The organism is Phormidesmis sp. 146-20, from assembly GCF_052939475.1.
On record NZ_JBJPHT010000080.1, the window covers coordinates 1 to 19,462 of the forward strand.

Genomic DNA, 19,462 nt, shown 5'->3' on the forward strand with positions numbered 1-19,462 from the left:
TCATGGGTTCTGTGATCCGCTTAGGGTTGAGCAAATTGTTGCCCTTTGTCAGTCCTCCGATCGCGTTTTCGGTTCGCGATCCTCAATATTCGTACCGAGAGTTGTGGTTGGGCGAACAGCGAACGTCCCGCATTCTCTCGGCAACGAGTTAGTTAGGTTTGATTGGATTCCTGGGAATTGTAGTGCTGCTTCTACAGTGCTGAGGTCATGTTCTAGACCTGTGGATGAACTATCACACTGCTCGACCAAATTCATAGCGGTTGATGAACAATCCAATTACCACATCGTGCAGCCAAATGGATTTAGAAAAGCAAATTGTTTTTCGAGCTAACCGCTTGATCCGCGTGCGAAGCGTCAAATGCTTGCGCTCAATCCGTTGTGTGTTTGCTTTACCTACAGTGTGCTTTTGAGCTTCTAGCAATCGCAAGTATGCACCCCAACTATCGGTGTAGAAGCGCTTGATGGCAAATGGAGCAAGCAATTGCTGAAGTTCTTTGAGTGCTGCATCTTCATGCGGAGCAAGAACATAAGCTAACACTGCACCTGTGCGATGATCAATGGCGTGCCATAACCAACGCTGCTGTTTCTTAGACTGCACGAAACTCCACACCTCGTCCATTTCCGCTTCTTCAACTTTAACCACCATCGCACTCGTGGGTAAACTTTCCATCTGTTGGAGTAGAGCGGTGTTGACTCGTTCGAGATGGCAATCTTTTTTTCAATTCCTCAATCACGGTTGTGGGGCTAATTTTTAGCACTCGTGCCGTATCTCGAATGCCGCTTCCGTTGACTGCCATATCGCTGATTTGTTGCTTGACTTCGGGCAGGTAGCCTCGATAAGTGTACTCTCGAATGAAGGAGCGGCGGGAACACTGGTGATTGCGGCAGCGATAGCGTTGCTTACCTTCCTCACTTTTGCCATTTTTCACAATGTTCGTACTATTGCAACTTGGACAGCAAATGGGTTCGAGTACCATGTCAACATGAGCAGCTAAAAACCACTCGATTCTCTCATAAAATACACAGGTCTAGAACATTACCCAGTGCTGATTTGAGAGGGCTAGTTGCGTTACCAACAATAACGCGATGTGCAACTAAAGCTCTTTGCCAAGAAAGTCCCACAGGAGGGATGCGAGAAATACAAACGACCTAGCGCCTGAAGGACAAATGTATGATTCGTGTGCAACAACATCTATGGCGCTTTTACTGGTTCAGGCAGAATGTTTCTCCCTTGAGCCAAAAAAGGATTATGACGCAAGAAGTACTGAGCAACCTGTTCGCCCAAACTTATACCATTCTCTGTAGAAAAGCGATGGTGTGCCCCTGCATAAATACGACTGGTACGTGCTTCATTTGCAGCTTGCGAGAGGCTGGTGTAGGTACGACTCAGTTCTTCTAAAGGTGTACCGTCTACTAAATCGTTACCATTGAGAGAACGTAGCGCAGTTTGCAGGCGGACACTGGAAGGGTTCGGGTCAGCACCAACAGTAAAGGTTTGGTTATCTCCATAGAAGCTAGACAAGATGTTACTAGCCACGCCCGCAACTGCCGCAGCAGCAGATGGGTGCTCTGGGTGCTGGGGTGTATTTTCCCGTGCAGTCCAAGTCTTGTCATCTAAATCAGAGGTTGATGGCAGTTGATCTGCGTTGCGGATGCTCGAAACGGGTCGCCAGAAATAATCTCTATCCCATTGGATATCCCAAACGCTGGCATAGCCATCGGCTAACGCTATGTTCATCATTCCAAAAATGTAGGCTGTATCTTCAAGGGAACTACAGTTCTGAATCGCTAATTGCTGCGCGACCTTTTGCCAAGCATAGTTGGGTTGGTAAGTTCCTTCAGCATTTGCCCAAACGTGGGCGATGATTGTTCTGTCAGCGCTGGTTAATCCTAATCCATCAGGACCCGTGCGACCAAAGTCGTTCCCTTCATTTCCTGAACCAAAGGTTGCATCAGCGGGGTTAGTATCGTTAACTGCGTTACCCCCTGCGCCCGTACCTAAGAAGCGAGTCACACCATTTTCGGTGATACTGCGGTTCAGAACGGAAACCGTACCGTTTCCTGGAAGATCCAGAATACTTCCCTCCGCTTTTACTTCTGCAACACTATCACGATAGCGATCGCTGTCTAAGGCGGGGGGTGGGAGTATGCTGCTGTTAAAAAAGTCAGGGGAGGGGAGAACCCAAGCTTGATTCAGGTTAGCGACATCTGGAGAGGCTAAACCAGAAAATTGACCGCTGGCGTTTAAGGTATCTTCCCCACGCCGCCATGCCCCAGGAGTGGTTTTTGCGATACTGGTAATCGTTTTGTTGCCATCTTGATCAATTGCTTCAATGGGCGCACTTGTTCCAATTAAATTTGTGCCATCTTTCAGTCTACCGACCGTGCCGTTGTTTAACAGTGTTGAATTTCCATCTTGGAAGCTTTTCTCATTGAGGTGATAGTTGTTTTCAATCCCATTTTGGTATTCTGCTGCAAATCCTGACAAATCTACTTTTGTGCCGTCAGCATTGCGGAATCCACCATCATTTGCGCGTAACTCTAACAATCTCTGCGCGATGCTGCGTCCAAACTCTATCCCTGCGTTTACTGCATCTGTAGAACCGCCAATTTTTGTCAACGATGTGCTGAAAGCTGCATCAAAAACTCTAGAAAGGAATTCTCCTGTATTAGTTGTTTCACCTGGAAAGGGACTAATATTTGTTGCAGCAACAGGATTGTCTTGGTCAGTAAATAACCCTTTTAATATTGTATTCGCAGCTGAGGCGACGGCGGCTTCAACACTGGCACCGGAAGTAATTGTTGGGAGTGGTTGTCCAATAGACTCTAAGTAAGTTCTTCGTCCAGCAGTTTGTTGAATCCCTTGTACCGCATCCGCGATCGCCGTATGCAGGAGAGCATAGTAACGAGACGATCGCGAACCGGGTACAGGGGTATTTCTACCCGCATCAAACATCATCTCGTTCCAGTCAATGACGACATTCGCAGAGGAAAAAATAGCAAAACTCTCCGGACTGTTCGCCAAAGCACTTGCACTGACCCCACTCAATGCTACAAAGGAATCGCGCGTGGAGCCATCAGGAAGACTAACGACAGCCCCTTTATCGGTATCAGTGATGCCGCCTGGTATATAGGGGTTGATGATGTCGAAAAAAGTTAGCACCTCATCATTTGAAACGATGCCAATTTTATCTTTTCCAACTTCAAAGCCAGAGATAGTTGCACCTGCACTGGTCAGTACAAATACGTCCACACCGCTAGTACCCGTCAAAGAAGAATCACAACCCCCAAATATCACATTTTCCCCGCTATTGCCAAAACTTCTAGAGTTAGGAATTGACCCAGAAATATCTAGGTCTGATGGCTGCGAACAATTACTAACGATGTTTGTAGTAAGACTGGATTGTCCTGATTCAAATTTACTTGCAGTCATTTTGACACCTCTTTAATTCTCGTAATGTTAATGTAACGAATGCTGCATCTGGACTTGAGGCATAAAGGTCAAGCGATTATGCGGTGATGCTGTAGAATTCCGACGACTCCTTACTTAGCAAATCTAAAGCCTCTTCCAAACTTGCACTCGCTGCTTGTGCTGAAGTCGTGATCGAAGGATTCGTGACTGTGATTGATAGTCGGTTGCCCAAGGTTGCTACTCCCACAAGTCGCTCAGGTTCCATCCCATTCAGTACGGCTGGACCATAGATTGCTTCAAGTCGAAGTGAGCCAAATTGCTGTTCAAAGGGTAATCGCCCTAAATTCGTGACTACCAGGTCAAAAGCAGGCGGTTTTTGGGTTGCCGTACAGACCGTTTCGGCAGCGGGCAACGATGCAAGCTGTCCTCGAACCTGGTGAATGATTTCAAACACTTGGGGTGCTGTCTTCATCGTTTCAAGTTGTGCTTTGAGCGATCGCGCCGTTTGCCACAGCGATGAGTTCTGTTTGAGGTCGTGCTGAGTGATGCCATAGGAGATATAGAGTCCCACCGTTTCAGGAATCGGTGTTAGCTGCGATCGCACATCGATCGGAGACTGACATTTAAACAACCCTTCCTGTTGCCGCGCCATTGCGAGTAGAAATGCTGCACTGATCGCGCCATGAACCGTTGTGTTTTCTTGACGAGCGCGATCGCAGACTTGCTGCGTCAATTCGGCAGAGAGCAGAACGGTTCTAACGTGAGGGCGGGAACGACTCGTCACCTTGGTAGAATACTCACGCGGCGAGGTTACTTGAGGGTCTGTAATCACTTCTTGAACTGGGATCAATGAGTCGATGGCTGTGCTTCTAATAGGGTTCTCGTGTCAGAACTTTTGGAGTTTAAGCCCTGCATGATGTCTCGAATCAAATGTGCAGCGGATATGCCATCTGCGATCGCATGATGGCATGTCACGATCAATTCAGATACCGTTTCGGACTGCAACAGTACGACCCGAATCAGCGGCGCAGTTTGCCAATCAAAGGAGTGAGTTAACTCAATTTCGATTTCTCGCTGCCAGTCCTGTTCATCCCTTCTCAGCACCAGTCGGACAGGAATCGGAGCGATGCGTTCAACGAATTTAGGATGTCCGGTTTCTGCTACTGCAATTGCCACCCGGAGTAAAGGATGTCGCCGTTGCGCCTGAAAGAGCGACTGATGCAGTTGCTCCAAGCTGAAACTACCGCTAATTTTAGCAGTGAGGCAGAAATGGTTCGGCACCACTTGATCGTATAACCAAAAATAATGTTCCTCTGTACCCAGAAAGCGTTCCATCTAATGGCTCCTGAAGAAGTGCCGAATATTCATAGATTGAAGGGTTAGCTCAAACGACAACACATCGCTTGAACTAGAAAAGGGTAGACAAACCCAGTATCTACCCTCGTGTCAATCCCAGTTGTGAACGCTTACCTGACGGCATTTCCAAGCGACGCGCTTCAAACGACTAGGAGATCTCGACGGTTCAAGTCACCGAGTAAGTATTGCCTCGGTAAATCAATTGTCGGGTGATAGTTTGAATGGGCTGAGTCGAAGTCTCGGATTTAGGCGTGATTAGATAGGTCACACCCCGGTAACAGAGGATGGACGGAGTAGGTTTGCAAGGTAAAGCATGGTCAGCTTCGAGCGCATTGGAATTGTATCTTGTGCCGCGATATACGAGTTTCATAAAATACCCTCTAAGAAGTTGCTAGTGGTGTCAATTCACGATTTGCTTCGCGATGCTCTGGAAGATCGCTTGTCCTGCATTGTTTAGCTACGAACCCTGTACAACATTTGAGGCGCACTGTTCATAATTCCAGAGATCGCGCAGCGCAACTGCCTCTAGATCAAGAAATCGGTCCCAATCCCAAAGCGAACTCCACTCGTCCAGCAAACATCGCTCATGCTGTTCAAATCGCATTGCTGATTCTCCTTGTTATCTATTGCATCATGACTCTATAAGGTCTATTCCATGTGTGAAGTTTTCAACCTCTATAGAGTTATTGGGTCTGTCAATCCGACTTTTATGCAGAATTGCTTCACCAATCTTAAAAAATTGAGGGAATCCCTGAATAAAGCAATAATTCTGATTACTGTAAAGATATCAAGCATCTGGGGTAGTAGCAAGACTCATGGATAGAAAAGCTTGTAGCTTAATTAAAAATCCATCTGTAAACTCCTAAACAATCAACAAACAAAAAGAGAGAAGCCGAATAAAAAATCATGCTTTGGTCTTTTCTTAAGATACTAGATAAAAGGGCGTTGCTGATTGGAGGGATGACTCTGTGGGAAGTGTCCATCTTTTCGCCCCCTAAATCCCCCAAAAATGGGGGACTTTGAACCTTGGGTTTCCCGCCGCTTTGGGGCAATTCATCCCCTGATTCAGCAACGCCGATAAAAGCATTTGACTAGAACTACAAGCAAGAAAGATAAACCCATAGCCGCTTAAATCAACTTTAGCTCCAAGTAAAACACCTCCCGCGATCGTGCAAATGCTGCTAGATCGCTGCAAGTACTTAACTAGAAATAACCTTCTCTTAATGCTCGAATTGCTTATTGTTTGCTTGAGCATAATTCAACATCATACTGAATAGATAGCAACGGGAACTAAGGCGATACAAATGAAAGCAGGCTAGTACGCCTCATTATTTTGGTGGCGAGGTTCTGCCCTTGAATATATCAAGAAAGTAGCAAAGAGAGTTCGGAACTTGTTCGGGCGAAGTATGTGAAGTTGTTCGCATCTGCTAGAATTTCCTTGAATCAACTAGGAGGACAATATGAGCAAGAAGCTAGTCAATCCAGAAGAACTGTACGATGGTGCTGCATTTGGCATGTCTCAGGCTACTGTTGAGACAGAATTGGGGCTAGTTTTCGTATCGGGTCAGGTCGATTGGAATCATCAATATGAAACCACAGAGGACTCGGTCGAAGGACAAGCGAGAAAGGCGCTTGGCAATCTTAAAATTGCCCTGACCGCCGCTGGTTCATCGGTCGAACAGCTACTGCAAGTTCGTGTGTATGTTCGAGGTGAAGTTGGAGAGCATCTGGAAACGCTTGCCCCTATTCTTTCTGGCTTTTTAGGCGAATCTCGTCCGTCTTTAACGGGTATCGGCGTAGCTTCCCTCGCATCACCATCAATCCTGATTGAGATTGAAGCGATCGCTAGCATTAAATAGATAATTTTAGTGGGAGTTATATCACCACTTTTGACCACACAATTCATTTGCGGGTAAAACTTCTAGCATTCGCTTTGGGACTGGTAAGTTTAGATTCGTCATCAGTTGAATAAAATCAGTCCGCGATTTTGCAGTCGCCGGATTTCCAGGACAGTTCACAAATCGGGGATTCCAGCATTTCTCTTCAGCGATCGTAGAAACGCTATGCCCCCGATAGTCTCGCCCCGGATAGACCCGTATCATGTCAGGTAGGGTGAACAAGCGTTGTGTCACTGAGTCATAAAGTTTGCCAGCATCGCCGTTCTGGAAATCTGTGCGTCCACAGCCTCGGATTAGTAGAGAATCGCCCGTTAAAATACGATCGTCATTGATCAAATAAGCGTGATGACTCAGCATTGTTTCCTGACCTCAAGGCACGCACGTCAGCGATAAGAACACGAAGATCGCCACCATTAGCGAAGCACATTGTGGGACTGTCAGCCCTTGTGGGAACTCCGCCCAGTCCTTGAAAGACATTGAAGATGACCCTCCATGAAGGTTCTGCAAAATGAGTAGAGCGCATCTCCAAAATCAGTGATTTTGGAGATGCGCTCTACTCATTTTAGATTTGATTTAAACGCCAAGCAGGAAAAGGTGCTTCCTACTACACTCTAGCGCATAACATCAGAGGATAACGATGCGATAAATGACTAATGGACCCGTACCACCTGGGCGCGTGAAGTTCAGATTTGCATTTTTACCAAAAACAAATACTCCCTTATTAGTTTCAATCTTACCAGCGTTGTTTCCTGACCACACGCGAAGCACGTCAGCGATAAGAACGTTCTGCTTTCCAGCATTAGCAAAGCACATTGTGGCTCTGTAGAGTTGCTGACCGGTACCTCCTGCAGGACCATCTTGCTTTTGAAAGATGTTAAAAGTGCCGTTTTCGCACTTTGCCCGGTTGAGTGCATGAGCTGGCATACTCATACCAGCAGAGACCCCAACTAGGGATACAGCCAGGACAGCCCACTTAGCCACCTTACCTGGCAACGCGCGGTTCTTGACTAGGGTGGCAAGTCTCCCCCCCGCTGTCGCTTCAAACTTCTCACTCCGTAGTTGTTCTGACTGTTCTTGACTTTTTGGCATCTTAGAATCCATGATTTTACTCCTTGTACGATTTGTTTCTTCAACAGTGGTTGAAGACCTCGTTAGTCTTAATTTGAAGTCTTCTACCTCTGTATAATTAGTGGGTCTGTCAATCCGTCTTTTATGCAGGATTGCTGCACCAGTTTCAAAAAAATGCGAAGCAACCCCTGGGTAAAGAACTGATTATTAGATGTCAAGCATTTGGGGTAGTAGCGAGATCCTTGCATAAAAGGGCGTGTGGCTTAAATCTAGAAATCAAGTTTAACTGAAAATCCATCTGTAAACTTCTAAACAATCAATAAACAAGAGAGAAGCCGAATAAAAAATCATGCTCTGGTCTTTCCTTAAGATGCTAGACAAAAGCATTTGACTAGCACCACAATCAGGAAAAATAAGCCCACAGCCGCTTAAATCAATTTTAGCTGCAAGTACTTCACTATAAATACCCTTCTTTTAATGCTCGAATTGCTTATTATTTGTTTGAGCATAATTCAACACTATGCTGAATAGTATAGTAACGGGAACTAGGCTCTGTTTTAAAACTAAAGCCACAATTGACGAAATAGCATTGTTTTGATGGCAGCCATACGTTAACTCCGAAAGAATAGAGTTTGATGAACCTTGCTATGCTTTCTCAGTTTGATGTATCTGTGGGTACTCTCCAAAGATAAACTCTGTGGATGCGGTCATCTAGCTCCAAAATTACTGTACATCAGTCGGTACATCCTCTAAAAGCGATCAACAACTCGGCGCACCTTATCGTTCTACAAGGTAAGGTGTCGCTAAATTGCATTTCTACTAATTCAGTGGGTGATACCATGATCGATTCATGCAGCGTACATCTATGCCATAAGACGTAGTTTTGCTTATGCCATAAGGCAGTAATCTGGGCAATTTTGAAAAAAAATAGATTAAGTGCAACGGCTGCCTTGGTGAGAAAAGCAGACTTGATCGTTTTACAATTTGTCCATCATGAGAGCAGGCAAAGAGATTAATGCTTCCGAAGTTGAGGAACCCCTCAAACAGGTAAAAGAGAAATGGAAATCGCTTGTGATTGATAAACAAAACTGCATAATTTTTAGCTTCTAGTACCCATAACAATAGTGTGCAGTCATGCAGCAAAATCGTCCCTCACCATTACTTAAACAGAAACAATGCACAAGTCTTCCTCTCAAAGCGATCGAAAGCCACCTCTTCAGCAGCGACCAGGAAGCTGGGCTGGAGTGGCACTGACCCATTGCGGCACTCATTTACAAATTGCGCCATATTTTCTGCTCACTTACAGCTGATCCTGTCTCCGCTCCCAATGTAAGTATCATCAGTCAGGCATAACCAATTTGATTTTATGGAGAAAACTATGATTTTAAGCAGACAACTAGGCTACACGTTTACAGCGATTGCAGCCACGGCAAATTTCGCCACGTTTGAATTTAGCCCAACAGGTGTGCCCATTCCGACTGCACCTGCGATCAATGAAAAGGATCAGGTTGCATTTTGGGGTGCAAATTCTCCGACGGATGCAGGCATCTTTGTCGGCGATGGCAATTCGCTTCGCACGGTTGCAGACCTATCCGGTGAGTTTAGTTTCTTGGGCGTGGGTTCTTCGATTAACGATCTCGGAACAGTTGCATTTATTGCGATTAAACCAGATGGAGAGATTGAGGTATTGACTGGAAAGGGCAATCATTTGACCGAAATTGCTGATAGTCGTGGTGCTTTTAGTTCGTTTCGAGGGGTTGATATCAACGATCGCGGAACGGTTGCTTATCTTGCAGACTTTGATACGGGCGGCAGTGGTCTTTTCATAGGACAGCAAGAGATTATTGCGACTGGAGATGGGCTACTCGGATCAACGGTAACCGAGTTAAATTTTTTGAATAAAGGTCTGAACCAAGATTCCGTTGCGGTTTGGGCAAAATTGGCAGACGGTCGCTCAGGCGTAGGCATGTTTCGCGCTGATCAAAACAAGCCAGCGAAATCGCCTTTTAGCTTGGATCATCTTTACAACAAGATTGGACAATATACGACCACGATCGCAGCCAACGGAGACCCAGCAGATGTTTATTTTCCCCAGGTACCTAAATCAAATTGTAATTCGATCGAATTTCCCATTGTACTTCTGTTGCAGGGTGCGTTAGTAGATAAAGCCGATTACTCTAATTTCGCCAAGCAGGTTGCAAGTTATGGCTTTGTGGTGGTCGTTCCCAATCATGAGCGAACACTTTCAGGACCAAATGATCAATCGGTTACTGGGTTGTTTTCTGAGCAAAATCAAGTAAATGATGTTTTGGCTCAGGTGAAAGTAGAAGACCAAAATGCTAAGTCACCACTCTTTAAGATCATAGATACAACCAAGTTAGGATTGCTGGGGCACTCGTTTGGCGGAGCTGTCGGACTAACGGCATCTCAGCAAGACATCCAGGTGCCGGGATTTTCCTCGCCAGGCTACACCCGCCCGCCGGAGCTAAAGGCGGGTATCTTCTATGGTGCTAATTTACGAAATCAGCAAACGAACGAAGCGTTGCCAATTAATAATCATGGGATCGCGATCGGGGTAATTCAAGGCGATTTGGATGGTGTTGCTGCACCAATTAATGCTCAAAGAACTTATGATCAAATTCGCAATCCCCCTAAAGCTTTAATCACGGTCAAGGGTGCGAATCACTACGGCATCACCAACGAAGATAATCCTGCCCGCGACCCAAACAGACCGACTTTAGATCAAGCAGCAGCGACAAGCGCGATCGCGAAATCGAGCGGCTTATTTTTGAGAGCGCATATACTTAACGATCATCGTGCGTTTGATGCACTATTTAACGCTTCTACGCCTTTCGATCCCAACATCAGCATTATCAGTCAGACACGACCAATGCCGCGAATGAGATAGTTTGAGAAGAAGTCTTTGCGACACAACCCTTTCATCAGCAAGCACTTGGTTTGAGCTTTAATTCAAGCGTATGGTGTTCCAGTGTTCAGCACAGGCTGAATATTTTGATCCGAGGTTAAAACAACCAGTAAATTGTTCACCATTATGGCTTTGCGCTCTTCGTCTAGATTCACAATTTGTTCTTCGCTCAACCGCTTTAAAGCTTCGTTAACCATTCCAACTGCACCTTCGACAATTTGGCGACGCGCCCCAATGATTGCCTGAGCTTGTTGCCGTCGCAGCATGACTTGAGCAATTTCTGGCGCATAAGCAAGATGCGACAGACGCGCCTCCAACACTTCAACGCCTGCGATCGTGAGCCGTGCCTGTAGTTCTTCACGCAGTGCCCGCATAATTTCGTCAGGCACTCCGCGTAGAGAAGGAGTTCCAGCCTCAGCATCGTAAGGATAACGCAGAGCAAGCGATCGAATCGCAGTTTCGCTTTGGGTTGCCACAAACTGCTCATAGTTGTCCACCGCAAAGCGAGATTGGGCAGAATCTTGAACTTGCCACACGACCACAGCAGAAATCTCGATCGGGCTACCTTGCGCTTCGTTGACTTTCAAAATTTTGCTGTCGAAGTTGCGAATGCGAAGCGATACTTTTCGGGTCTACCGGGTGAGTTATGCTAGTCAAGCACTAAATTTAGGAAGAGCTAACGCATTTGAGGAGCTTTGAGAATTCTTAACCCCTACAGACTGTTTATGGTGAACGTATGCATAATGATTCCGATAGACCCATCTTCTCTTGGCTGGTTTCGGTTTCGCCAATTTCGTAAAGGCTGATCAAACCATCCTCAATGGTGAAGATTTGCTGAATTGTTGTATTTACAAGCAAATTGCCTTGCAAATCTTTGACGATTTGATGAGCAGTAACGACATTTCGATTGCTTTCATCCGTCTCGAATTTCAACGTCTCAAGCTTCACTCGAATACTTTTGAATTGATTAATCCAATATTCGCGCACCGCATCGCGCCCATAAACGAAGCCGCCTTCTACCCCGTTTGCCCATTTCACGTCCGGGTGCATCACCGAGATGATGGTTTCAATCTCACGGTTGTTGAAGGCATCGTATAAATTTTGCAGAAACTGTTGATTTGGACTCATGATCGTTCACCACACACTCCGAATATCGTTAAAACAGGAAAGCCGTACAACGTTGCCCATTACCCGCCACAGATCACCTTTGTAAGACATCCCCTACAATAGTCTTAGCCTCAACCTGCCGTCTCATCCAATTCTGCTAAAATTATCCCAATCCTGCTTGGGATGTGAAATCTTGACCGGGTAAAGCCGATGGTGAATCATGCAACCTCCATACTTGATCTGACAAACCCGCAGGAAGTAGTACGGGTGCTTCCACAAACACCTCTAGTCGCCAGCTATCATACGGGGTGGAAAGGGTTGACCTTTATCCACTACTGCCATCCTCCCTATCAGACGATCGAGCATTGCCTTTTACAGCATTCACTGGTGATTACAGACCCCAAAAGTTGCTTTCGGGCAGAGCGTCGTTTGGACGGCAAATTGAAACACTATGCCCACGGCAACGGTCGCGTCGATGTTATCCCAGCATTTCTAAGTCATTGGACAAACTGGGATCAAGAAGTCGAATTTTCAGTGATTGCAATTTGTCCAACCTTGCTGAATCAAACCACCCAGGAATTGATGCAGCGTGAGGTAGAACTGATTCCACAGGTGTCGATCGATGATCCGGTCATCCAGCAATTAGCCCTCGCACTCAAGACGGAAATCCAAACGGGCTGTATTTCTAGCAGGTTGTATGGCGAGTCATTAAGAACAGGGCTTGCCGCTCGTTTAGTGCAGAATTATGGAGTCAGCAAGCCTGAGTTCAAAGCCAACGGTTTATCCCAATCACAGTTGGAGCGAGTCATTGATTATATGCAGGCGAATTTGACACAGGATTTATCGATTTTGGATTTGGCGACTTTGACCCGCATGAGCGAATCTCACTTTAGCCGATCCTTCAAGCAATTCGTGGGAACTACACCCTATCAGTATTTGATGCAACAACGTGTGGAACGAGCCAAGCAATTACTGAAACAGCGATCAATTGCAATTAGCGACATCGCTCTAGATTGCGGCTTTGCAAATCAAACTCATCTCACAAAAGTCTTCCGTCAGATGGCAGGGGTGACACCCAAAGCTTATCAAAAGCGATGATCCAAAGCGGATTCTGGGGTCACAGATCTACGCAAAGATGTAAGCACAACGGTGAAGATGAGCGGCGATAAATACCACTGAAACGAAGCTGAAAAACTCTACTAGCCGCTCCATCACATTGTGTACGCCCATGCTGGGCGTGATCTAATGGGGTGAAAGTCCCCTGCAACACAGTAGCCCAGTTGTCAACACTTACAGTAGCGATAAATTCTGCATAAATCGATCGCAGTAGCACCCACCTGATTAATAAGAGTGTCATTTGGCACAACTTATCGTTCTACAAGTTGTGCCGAGTTGTCGATCGCTTTTGGAGAAGGTGCGAACTGATGTGCGGTAATTTCGGATTTGTCGGGAGACGACTTGAGACAGATAGCCAGACGCTGTTACCTAAGCAAGTCGTTAAAATATTTAAAACAATGGGTCATGAAACTGAGATTCGGGGAGAGCAAGCAGGCGGCGGATTGGTTGTCGCGCAAAACAAAGAGCACCAGGTGATGTTTGTCGGCAAAAAGGTGGTGAACCGGAAACGCCGTAATCTGACTCAGGCGCTAGAAGCTGCGTTTGCTCCGATCAGGCGAAGAGCGATCGCGGCAGGTATTCAGCCCCTAGACTCCACGATAACCGCTGTATGGCACTATCGCTACGGTACTAGCAGCCCGCCGAAGATTCTGGAGACTCATTGGCATGAGTGGATGCCCGCAAGAGAAGCGATCGTTTGGCACATGGAGAATGGTCATTGGGTGTCCACTCGCAAAATGGTCAACCACCGCATCACACACAATGGAGACTTTAACGCCTGGTGGATTTTTGGACAATCGATCGATACAACGACGCTAGGATTATGGTTAGAACGAGTCTTACACACGCCAAATGCAACTCGCGGCGATTCTCCTAAGATCGCTGGAATGATGGATTTACTAGTTACGCAGGGAATGTGGGATGCTTCACTGAGACTCGCTTACCAACTTGAGATTGCTGAATCGATTAAAGACGCTTTTGGGGGGCAGGAGCCTGCTAAAAAAGCACCGAACACTGCACCTTCTCAGCAAGTCCTGACTCAGTGGGCTGAGATCTGTGAAGAAGTTTGGCAAAGATATAAGGGATCTGCAATTAAATAAAGTACCAGTTGTGCAGGAATAATAGTAACATCCCATTTCGGTAAGGTTTCGGAGCATAGCCAGAACGGAAGATAGCGTTCTTCGAGTTCTGGAAGCGGAACTTTGATGCCTTTCTCATAGATAGTATCAAGCAGATGGACGGTCGGCGAAATTCCCTTCCAAGTCATGTGGGTCGCCCACTGGATCGCAGGCTCAACTGAATCAAGAACCGTTCCATTCCAATAGTTTTCCAAGGCTGCCCAACATCGTTCACGCACCTTCGGTGAGGCGAAGCCTACGGATTGTACTTGCTGTGATCAGGCGGGTAGTAGACGAGATGAATTTGCAAGTGGGTCAGTTGAGCCAATTCCACCAGGCGCTTGATGAATTGGGTACGATTGCTGCGGCTTGCAGATCCTCCCTCCCGGTCAATCATCAGTTCGTCGAGATGCTGGTACTCAGTTTGATGGTTGTGCCACTAATCCCTTAAGCAATCGACAATCAGATCACTCGTTTCGGCAGATTGCCCGAAGTCGATCGACAACTGGTCGGTTTCAGTATTGAGAATGCCAAACGGTACTAAAACAGCACTCCATTCACTATCAGGGTCATCTGCTTGCAAGGGGTCAAATCGTCCGTTTTTGCCGCCACGCGAAAGGTTGTCAATCTTCACTTTTGCTTTGCTATCAATCGAGAGTCGCAAGATTTTAGGATGCTCGTCGGCTTGCTGATTCGCAGCAAATACATTCTCGAAAATGGCATCCGTTTCGGCAAGCTTTTTCAAGGGTTTGGTCTTTTGCGTTTTTTTAGGCGATATCCCATCCGATTGAGGATCTCACCAATCGTTTGACGAGTGGGTAAAGCGCTCTCCTCGTAGCCCGTTTCCGTCACGAGTGCTTCTCGCACCGCTCTGGCACTGATGCGGGCATACAGAAAAGTCGTCTGAAACTGCGGGTCTGTCTGGGCTTGAGCATCCACTAATGTCCGAATCTCTGCTGCTAAATTTGGCAAAACGATTTCGCTTTTGTGTCGTCCTCTTGCCTGATAGTTCTCGACACACCGAATGCCGCTGCGTCGCTCGTGTAAGCCGAGTTGAACACTCTGCCGACTCCATCCCAAAACGGTTTCTGCTTTGCGGGCTGAACCCTTGAAGTAATCTTCAGTCACTTTTGCCATGAAGTCTCGTTTGCGAAGTTTTGGTCGATTACCTGAACTGCATTGCCTTCAGGTCAGCAAAGCTGACCGCAGTTCACAACTTAGCGATCGACCATCAAAGCGCGCAATTCATCATCGAGCGCTAGCGATTACCGAAGGTACCAACCATCAGAGCGCGACCCTTGCGGTATCTGCGGAGCAGCGCGTTGTTCAGGTAAAGCGCGATTAGCGCAAAGCGCAACTCCCTAGGAACCGACGAAGCTTGTGGAGGGGCATCGCAGGGGTGAGGAGTGCGATCGCATTCGTTGAGGCTCAAAACAGCTTGCGATCTGTGATCATCCAGTGATACTCTGAGCCAAAAGCAGCAATGCTCAATCAACCTGTAAACGGTAGTTGGAATTTATCTATTAAATCTGCCTGGAGTTGGGGTTGAAACTTGTACAGAAGTCGAAGGAACCTTGAGTTTAAGACTGGATGTTTTGGCGAAGGACAGGTTGCACTAGAAACATGATGACTAATCTTCTCAATCGATTCCTAGCACAACAGTTCCTTACTGTTAGCCTAGCTACTGCACTATGCTTACCCGTTCTGTCATCTGCGATCGCACGCTCAACACCAGCCCTTAATGCAGCATCATCTGGGGGATCGCTTGTTCTGTCAGATTTAAACGAAACTTTGCTCAATCAGTCACCCAAGTTACGCAAGCCTTGAAAGCAGTGAAAAAAGACGATGTGGGCTGTGTCGCTCCGCTGCTTCGTCGTCCTTTCTATGAACTGAATAACTCTAGAATTGCGCCATTTACGTGCTTCTTGCCCTCGCCAGCCCAAGGGAGCCAGAAACCTCTTGTTCACTCTCCCTGGCGCTACCGTGTACACACAAGTCGAGTCGATCTCTGTTTGAGGGGATCGCGCCCCTAACTCCTCCATTCTAGGGAACTTTGAGCATCAAGAAAATTCTGAAGCTCAGAAAAGGTTCGGATTTCAAAGTCTCCCAAATTTGGGGGATTTAGGGGGCAGAAGCCGACTAAAACGAAGCGATAGACGACTTGTGTGTACACAGCAGCCCTGGGGAGAGGGTGAGGGCTGAGATCTATTACACAATTGGGATGCTGCCAAAGTGTCTTTATCGCTACATATATGAGAATTAGTTGCAATAAGATATGATGGGGAATGTTAAATATCGCGGCTCCCCCATTCGCTGTTTATGACTCTGATTCTTTCTCAGCAAGCGTATGATGAACTTTGCTATGAAACGGCTGGAGAGTTACACCATCCCGATCGTGAGGATCAATTTGATGAGGTATATCAATTCCCTCAACAGTTAGGATGCGGCTTCCAGCGAGAAATTGAGCTTCGAGAGGGGATGCGGTTGAGAATTTGCGATCTGCAATTTCACGATCGCACTGTGGTTAGGTATCCAGAGCAAGAGTATTGCCTAGAGTATCACTTTCACTTTTCAGGGGAGCATCAGGACAAGTATCATGCTCTAGGAACGAATCGATATGCGTTCTATGGCAGCGGATTATCGCCTGAAGAAACCATTTGCTATCTGGAACATCAGCCCTATTTGGAAGTGATGATTTGTCTAGAACCGGACGTTCTGTGTTCGTTTGCGGGGAATTCAGAGGGACAGTTACCTGAAGCATTGCAGGCATTAGTTCGCAGATTCGATCAGGAGTATTACTCACGCTCTGGCGTTGCAACATTGCCGATGCAGACGATCGCGAAGCAAATTCTACACTGTCCGTACCAGGGAATCGCAAAGCGGATGTACCTGGAAAGCAAAGTGCTGGAACTGATGGCGCTCTTGATTACGCAGCAAATTGAGATTCAGACAGGTGAGCGGCAAATTTCGTTGCTCAGACCCGACCAGATTGAGAGATTACACAATGCCAAAGAGACTTTATTGCATCAGCTACAAAATCCACCCACGCTCATGCAGTTAGCCCGACAGGTTGGACTGAACGAATGCACCCTGAAGCGAGGATTTCGAGAAGTCTTTGGTAAGACCGTCTATGGCTATGTGCGGGATCATCGAATGAAGCAGGCACGATCGCTCTTAGAAGTGGGAGAGATGAACATTACTGAAGTCGCACGGGTGATCGGGTTTCGAGATCGCAGTGCATTTGCCTTGGCATTTCGGAAACACTTTGGCGTGAACCCGAAGGATTATCAGAAACAGCAAAGATTTTCCGTCTCGCCCTCGAAATTTTCCGTCTCGCCCTCGCTTGCATTAAAAATCACCCCTGCATTTCCAGTATCTTTTGAGAAAGATTTCTAATTGCGGTGTGGTGAGATGATGAGTCAATTGCAGCAACGACTGGCGATCGTAGGAATTGTGTGGGCGATCGTCGGGGTTGCGTTGCCCGGAACAGCCCAGGAGAAGCAGAGCGCAGTACCTCAGCCTGTTGGGTCGAATGCGCTGGGAACGGTGCGCGATCGTCGCCCTGCTACGACGGTGCAAGAGTGGATGGCACAGGTAGAAGCGGCAACGATTCGAGTGACGGGAGTGCGGGTAGAGCCGACAGGGGGAACGGTGCGGGTGATTTTGGAGACGAGCGCGGGAATCACTCAGGCTCCAACGAATCGCAGTGAAGGGAATACGCTGGTTTCGGAGTTGAATAATGCGGTGTTGGCACTGCCGGACGGGAATCGGGTTGCAATCGATAAACCGGGAGCGGGGATAAGTGCGATCGAGGTGATTCAAGCAACTCCGACATCGGTACAAGTGAGAATTACCGGAGAAACAGCGGTTCCAGTGGTGGAAGTTGTGCCGAGTGCGGTGGGATTGGTGCTGAGTGCGGAAGCGGATGAGGATGTAGCGGAAGAAGAAATTACAGTGACAGGGGAGGGGCAAGGAGGCTATCGAGTGCCGAATGCGAGTACTGCAACAAGAACAGATACACCCATTCGGGATATTCCAGCCTCGATTCAGGTTGTGCCACGACAAGTGCTAGAAGATCGCAATGTTGAAACAGTGAGTGATGCAGTTGAAACTGTTAGCGGGGTAGTTGAAACTTCTTCGACTTTTGGTAGTTCTTCCCCTATTGGTAATTCTAGATCTATTCGAGGATTTCAGGAAGACTCATTCAGTTCTAACCTCCGAAATGGTTTCCGAGAGCAAGTCTTTCCAAATTTCTCTTTGATTGGAACAACTGAGCAAGTAGAGGTGCTTAAAGGACCCGCTTCAGTTTTATTTGGAGCATTAGAACCAGGCGGAGTCATTAACTTGGTGACTCGGCAGCCTTTAGCTGAACCTTACTACAGATTAGGGTTAGAAGTGGGCAGCTTTGGACGATATCAACCTAGTATTGATTTTTCAGGATCTTTAAATGCAGACAAAAGTGTACTTTACCGTTTCATTGCTGCATATCAGAGCGGGGGATACTTTCAAGACAATGCACAATCACAAACAACAACGATCGCGCCTTCACTCACCTTTCAACTAGGAGATCGGACAGACCTGAATTTTTACTACGAGTACGGTCGATATTATGCAGACCCTATTATTTATCAAACTCCGATTCTGAGCGATGGTCGCCTGCCGCCTAGAGATTTTTATGCTAATTATTTTCCTCGCCTGAACTCTGAAAATCATCGGTTAGGCTATACCTTAAATCATGAGTTGAGTGAAGACTGGCAAATTCGTAATAACCTTGCCATTAATTTTAATACTTACTTCCTTCAGGAAACTTATTACTTAAATCTGCTGAATGATCGCTTTTTAACAGGATTTGAGATTGCTGTAAATAATATTACAACCAGTAACTACATCGGGCAAATCGACTTAGTTGGAAAGTTCAAGACTGGTTCAGTTTCCCATCAACTCGTAGCAGGTTTTGATTTTAACCGTCTCGTATTTTATAGAGGAACTGCTTTTAGTTCAAGCAATCTACCTGATCTAGATATTTTCAGTCCAAATTACAATGTTCCAAGACCAGATTTTCCATCAGCACCCTTCACCACATTAACTATCAATCAATCTTACGGAATTTATCTTCAGGATCAAATTGCTTTTAGGATAATTTGAAGATGCTGATCGGGGGTCGCTATGACTGGATAAACAATCAAACTGGTTCAATTGGTGGTGATGAAACAACTCAAAATGATGGAGCCTTCAGTCCCCGAATTGGTTTAGTATATCAGCCAAGTAAAAACCTTTCGCTTTACACGAGCTATAGTCAATCGTTCCGTCCGTCAATTGGGCGCAATCCTGATGATAAAGTTTTTGAGCCAACTAGAGGCACTCAATATGAAGTTGGTGTCAAACAATGGTTCGGACAAAATCAAACAGCGATCATGCCGTAAGAGCGTAGGGTCTGGTCGTTGGGATGGGATTTAATCTG

19 protein-coding genes and 2 pseudogenes are annotated in these 19,462 nt (G+C 46.5%); 9 read left to right on the top strand and 12 right to left on the bottom strand.

Annotated elements, in window-relative coordinates; genetic code table 11:
• Positions 1-232: 232 nt before the first annotated feature.
• The 6 genes from ACKFKH_RS31830 to ACKFKH_RS31855 all read right to left on the bottom strand — a co-directional run bounded on the left by ACKFKH_RS31830 (position 233) and on the right by ACKFKH_RS31855 (position 5,372).
• A protein-coding gene (locus ACKFKH_RS31830) for an IS1 family transposase (RefSeq protein ID WP_446862400.1) occupies positions 233-977 on the bottom strand; the annotation gives its coding sequence in 2 pieces (ribosomal slippage) (positions 233-718 and positions 720-977; 744 coding nt in all).
• Positions 978-1,192: 215 nt separating this feature from the next.
• Positions 1,193-3,433 (bottom strand): hypothetical protein, encoded by a 2,241-nt coding sequence (locus tag ACKFKH_RS31835; RefSeq protein ID WP_446862401.1) that lies wholly within the window; start codon positions 3,431-3,433, stop codon positions 1,193-1,195.
• A 76-nt stretch (positions 3,434-3,509) separates the two neighbouring features.
• On the bottom strand, positions 3,510-4,196 hold the full coding sequence (locus ACKFKH_RS31840) for a phthiocerol/phthiodiolone dimycocerosyl transferase family protein (protein ID WP_446862402.1): 687 nt from the start codon (positions 4,194-4,196) through the stop codon (positions 3,510-3,512).
• Positions 4,197-4,258: 62 nt separating this feature from the next.
• Positions 4,259-4,747, bottom strand: a complete 489-nt coding sequence (locus ACKFKH_RS31845; protein ID WP_446862403.1) for a condensation domain-containing protein — start codon at positions 4,745-4,747, stop codon at positions 4,259-4,261.
• A gap of 187 nt (positions 4,748-4,934) precedes the next feature.
• Complete coding sequence (locus ACKFKH_RS31850) at positions 4,935-5,138, bottom strand: DUF4278 domain-containing protein (protein ID WP_446862404.1); 204 nt, start codon at positions 5,136-5,138, stop codon at positions 4,935-4,937.
• An 87-nt stretch (positions 5,139-5,225) separates the two neighbouring features.
• Positions 5,226-5,372 carry a hypothetical protein gene (locus ACKFKH_RS31855; RefSeq protein ID WP_446862405.1) on the bottom strand — a complete coding sequence of 49 codons (147 nt, stop codon included), beginning with the start codon at positions 5,370-5,372 and terminating at the stop codon, positions 5,226-5,228.
• Positions 5,373-6,228: 856 nt separating this feature from the next.
• Between ACKFKH_RS31855 and ACKFKH_RS31860 the strand changes: the two genes are divergently transcribed.
• Positions 6,229-6,627, top strand: coding sequence for a RidA family protein (locus tag ACKFKH_RS31860; RefSeq protein ID WP_446862406.1), 399 nt, complete (start codon positions 6,229-6,231; stop codon positions 6,625-6,627).
• A gap of 21 nt (positions 6,628-6,648) precedes the next feature.
• Here the strand turns inward: ACKFKH_RS31860 and ACKFKH_RS31865 are convergent, their stop codons facing one another.
• Positions 6,649-7,023 (bottom strand): hypothetical protein, encoded by a 375-nt coding sequence (locus tag ACKFKH_RS31865; protein ID WP_446862407.1) that lies wholly within the window; start codon positions 7,021-7,023, stop codon positions 6,649-6,651.
• Between the two features lie 267 nt (positions 7,024-7,290).
• Positions 7,291-7,767: a beta/gamma crystallin domain-containing protein gene (locus tag ACKFKH_RS31870; protein WP_446862408.1), complete on the bottom strand. Its 477-nt coding sequence runs from the start codon at positions 7,765-7,767 to the stop codon at positions 7,291-7,293.
• A 1,142-nt stretch (positions 7,768-8,909) separates the two neighbouring features.
• Between ACKFKH_RS31870 and ACKFKH_RS31875 the strand changes: the two genes are divergently transcribed.
• Positions 8,910-9,044 (top strand): hypothetical protein, encoded by a 135-nt coding sequence (locus ACKFKH_RS31875; protein ID WP_446862409.1) that lies wholly within the window; start codon positions 8,910-8,912, stop codon positions 9,042-9,044.
• Between the two features lie 68 nt (positions 9,045-9,112).
• Positions 9,113-10,642: an alpha/beta hydrolase family protein gene (locus ACKFKH_RS31880; RefSeq protein WP_446862410.1), complete on the top strand. Its 1,530-nt coding sequence runs from the start codon at positions 9,113-9,115 to the stop codon at positions 10,640-10,642.
• Positions 10,643-10,704: 62 nt separating this feature from the next.
• Here ACKFKH_RS31880 and ACKFKH_RS31885 read toward each other — a convergent pair.
• Together ACKFKH_RS31885 and ACKFKH_RS31890 are read right to left on the bottom strand one after the other, a co-directional pair.
• Positions 10,705-11,277 (bottom strand): annotated as a pseudogene (locus ACKFKH_RS31885) (SPFH domain-containing protein); the annotation flags it as partial.
• A gap of 106 nt (positions 11,278-11,383) precedes the next feature.
• Positions 11,384-11,788, bottom strand: coding sequence for a nuclear transport factor 2 family protein (locus ACKFKH_RS31890; RefSeq protein ID WP_446862411.1), 405 nt, complete (start codon positions 11,786-11,788; stop codon positions 11,384-11,386).
• A 189-nt stretch (positions 11,789-11,977) separates the two neighbouring features.
• Between ACKFKH_RS31890 and ACKFKH_RS31895 the strand changes: the two genes are divergently transcribed.
• Positions 11,978-12,865, top strand: a complete 888-nt coding sequence (locus ACKFKH_RS31895) for a helix-turn-helix domain-containing protein (protein WP_446862412.1) — start codon at positions 11,978-11,980, stop codon at positions 12,863-12,865.
• Between the two features lie 416 nt (positions 12,866-13,281).
• Positions 13,282-13,983: a hypothetical protein gene (locus ACKFKH_RS31900; protein ID WP_446862413.1), complete on the top strand. Its 702-nt coding sequence runs from the start codon at positions 13,282-13,284 to the stop codon at positions 13,981-13,983.
• On the opposite strand, the gene ACKFKH_RS31905 is transcribed toward ACKFKH_RS31900, so the two are convergent.
• Positions 13,923-14,240, bottom strand: coding sequence for an ISAzo13-like element transposase-related protein (locus ACKFKH_RS31905; protein ID WP_446862414.1), 318 nt, complete (start codon positions 14,238-14,240; stop codon positions 13,923-13,925). The genes ACKFKH_RS31900 and ACKFKH_RS31905 overlap by 61 nt on opposite strands.
• 17 nt (positions 14,241-14,257) lie before the next feature.
• Positions 14,258-15,138, bottom strand: a pseudogene (locus ACKFKH_RS31910) (ISAzo13-like element transposase-related protein).
• Between ACKFKH_RS31910 and ACKFKH_RS31915 the strand changes: the two are divergent.
• From ACKFKH_RS31915 to ACKFKH_RS31930, 4 genes are all read left to right on the top strand, one after another.
• A complete protein-coding gene (locus ACKFKH_RS31915; protein WP_446862415.1) occupies positions 15,137-15,346 on the top strand; it encodes a hypothetical protein in 210 nt (69 codons plus the stop codon). The pseudogene ACKFKH_RS31910 and the gene ACKFKH_RS31915 overlap by 2 nt on opposite strands.
• 974 nt (positions 15,347-16,320) lie before the next feature.
• The gene (locus ACKFKH_RS31920) at positions 16,321-17,397 is read left to right on the top strand and encodes a helix-turn-helix transcriptional regulator (protein ID WP_446862416.1); all 1,077 of its coding nucleotides are present in this window, start codon (positions 16,321-16,323) and stop codon (positions 17,395-17,397) included.
• Positions 17,398-17,412: 15 nt separating this feature from the next.
• A complete protein-coding gene (locus ACKFKH_RS31925) occupies positions 17,413-19,146 on the top strand; it encodes a TonB-dependent receptor plug domain-containing protein (protein ID WP_446862417.1) in 1,734 nt (577 codons plus the stop codon).
• A 2-nt stretch (positions 19,147-19,148) separates the two neighbouring features.
• Positions 19,149-19,424, top strand: coding sequence for a TonB-dependent receptor domain-containing protein (locus ACKFKH_RS31930; RefSeq protein WP_446862418.1), 276 nt, complete (start codon positions 19,149-19,151; stop codon positions 19,422-19,424).
• Positions 19,425-19,462 lie beyond the last annotated feature (38 nt).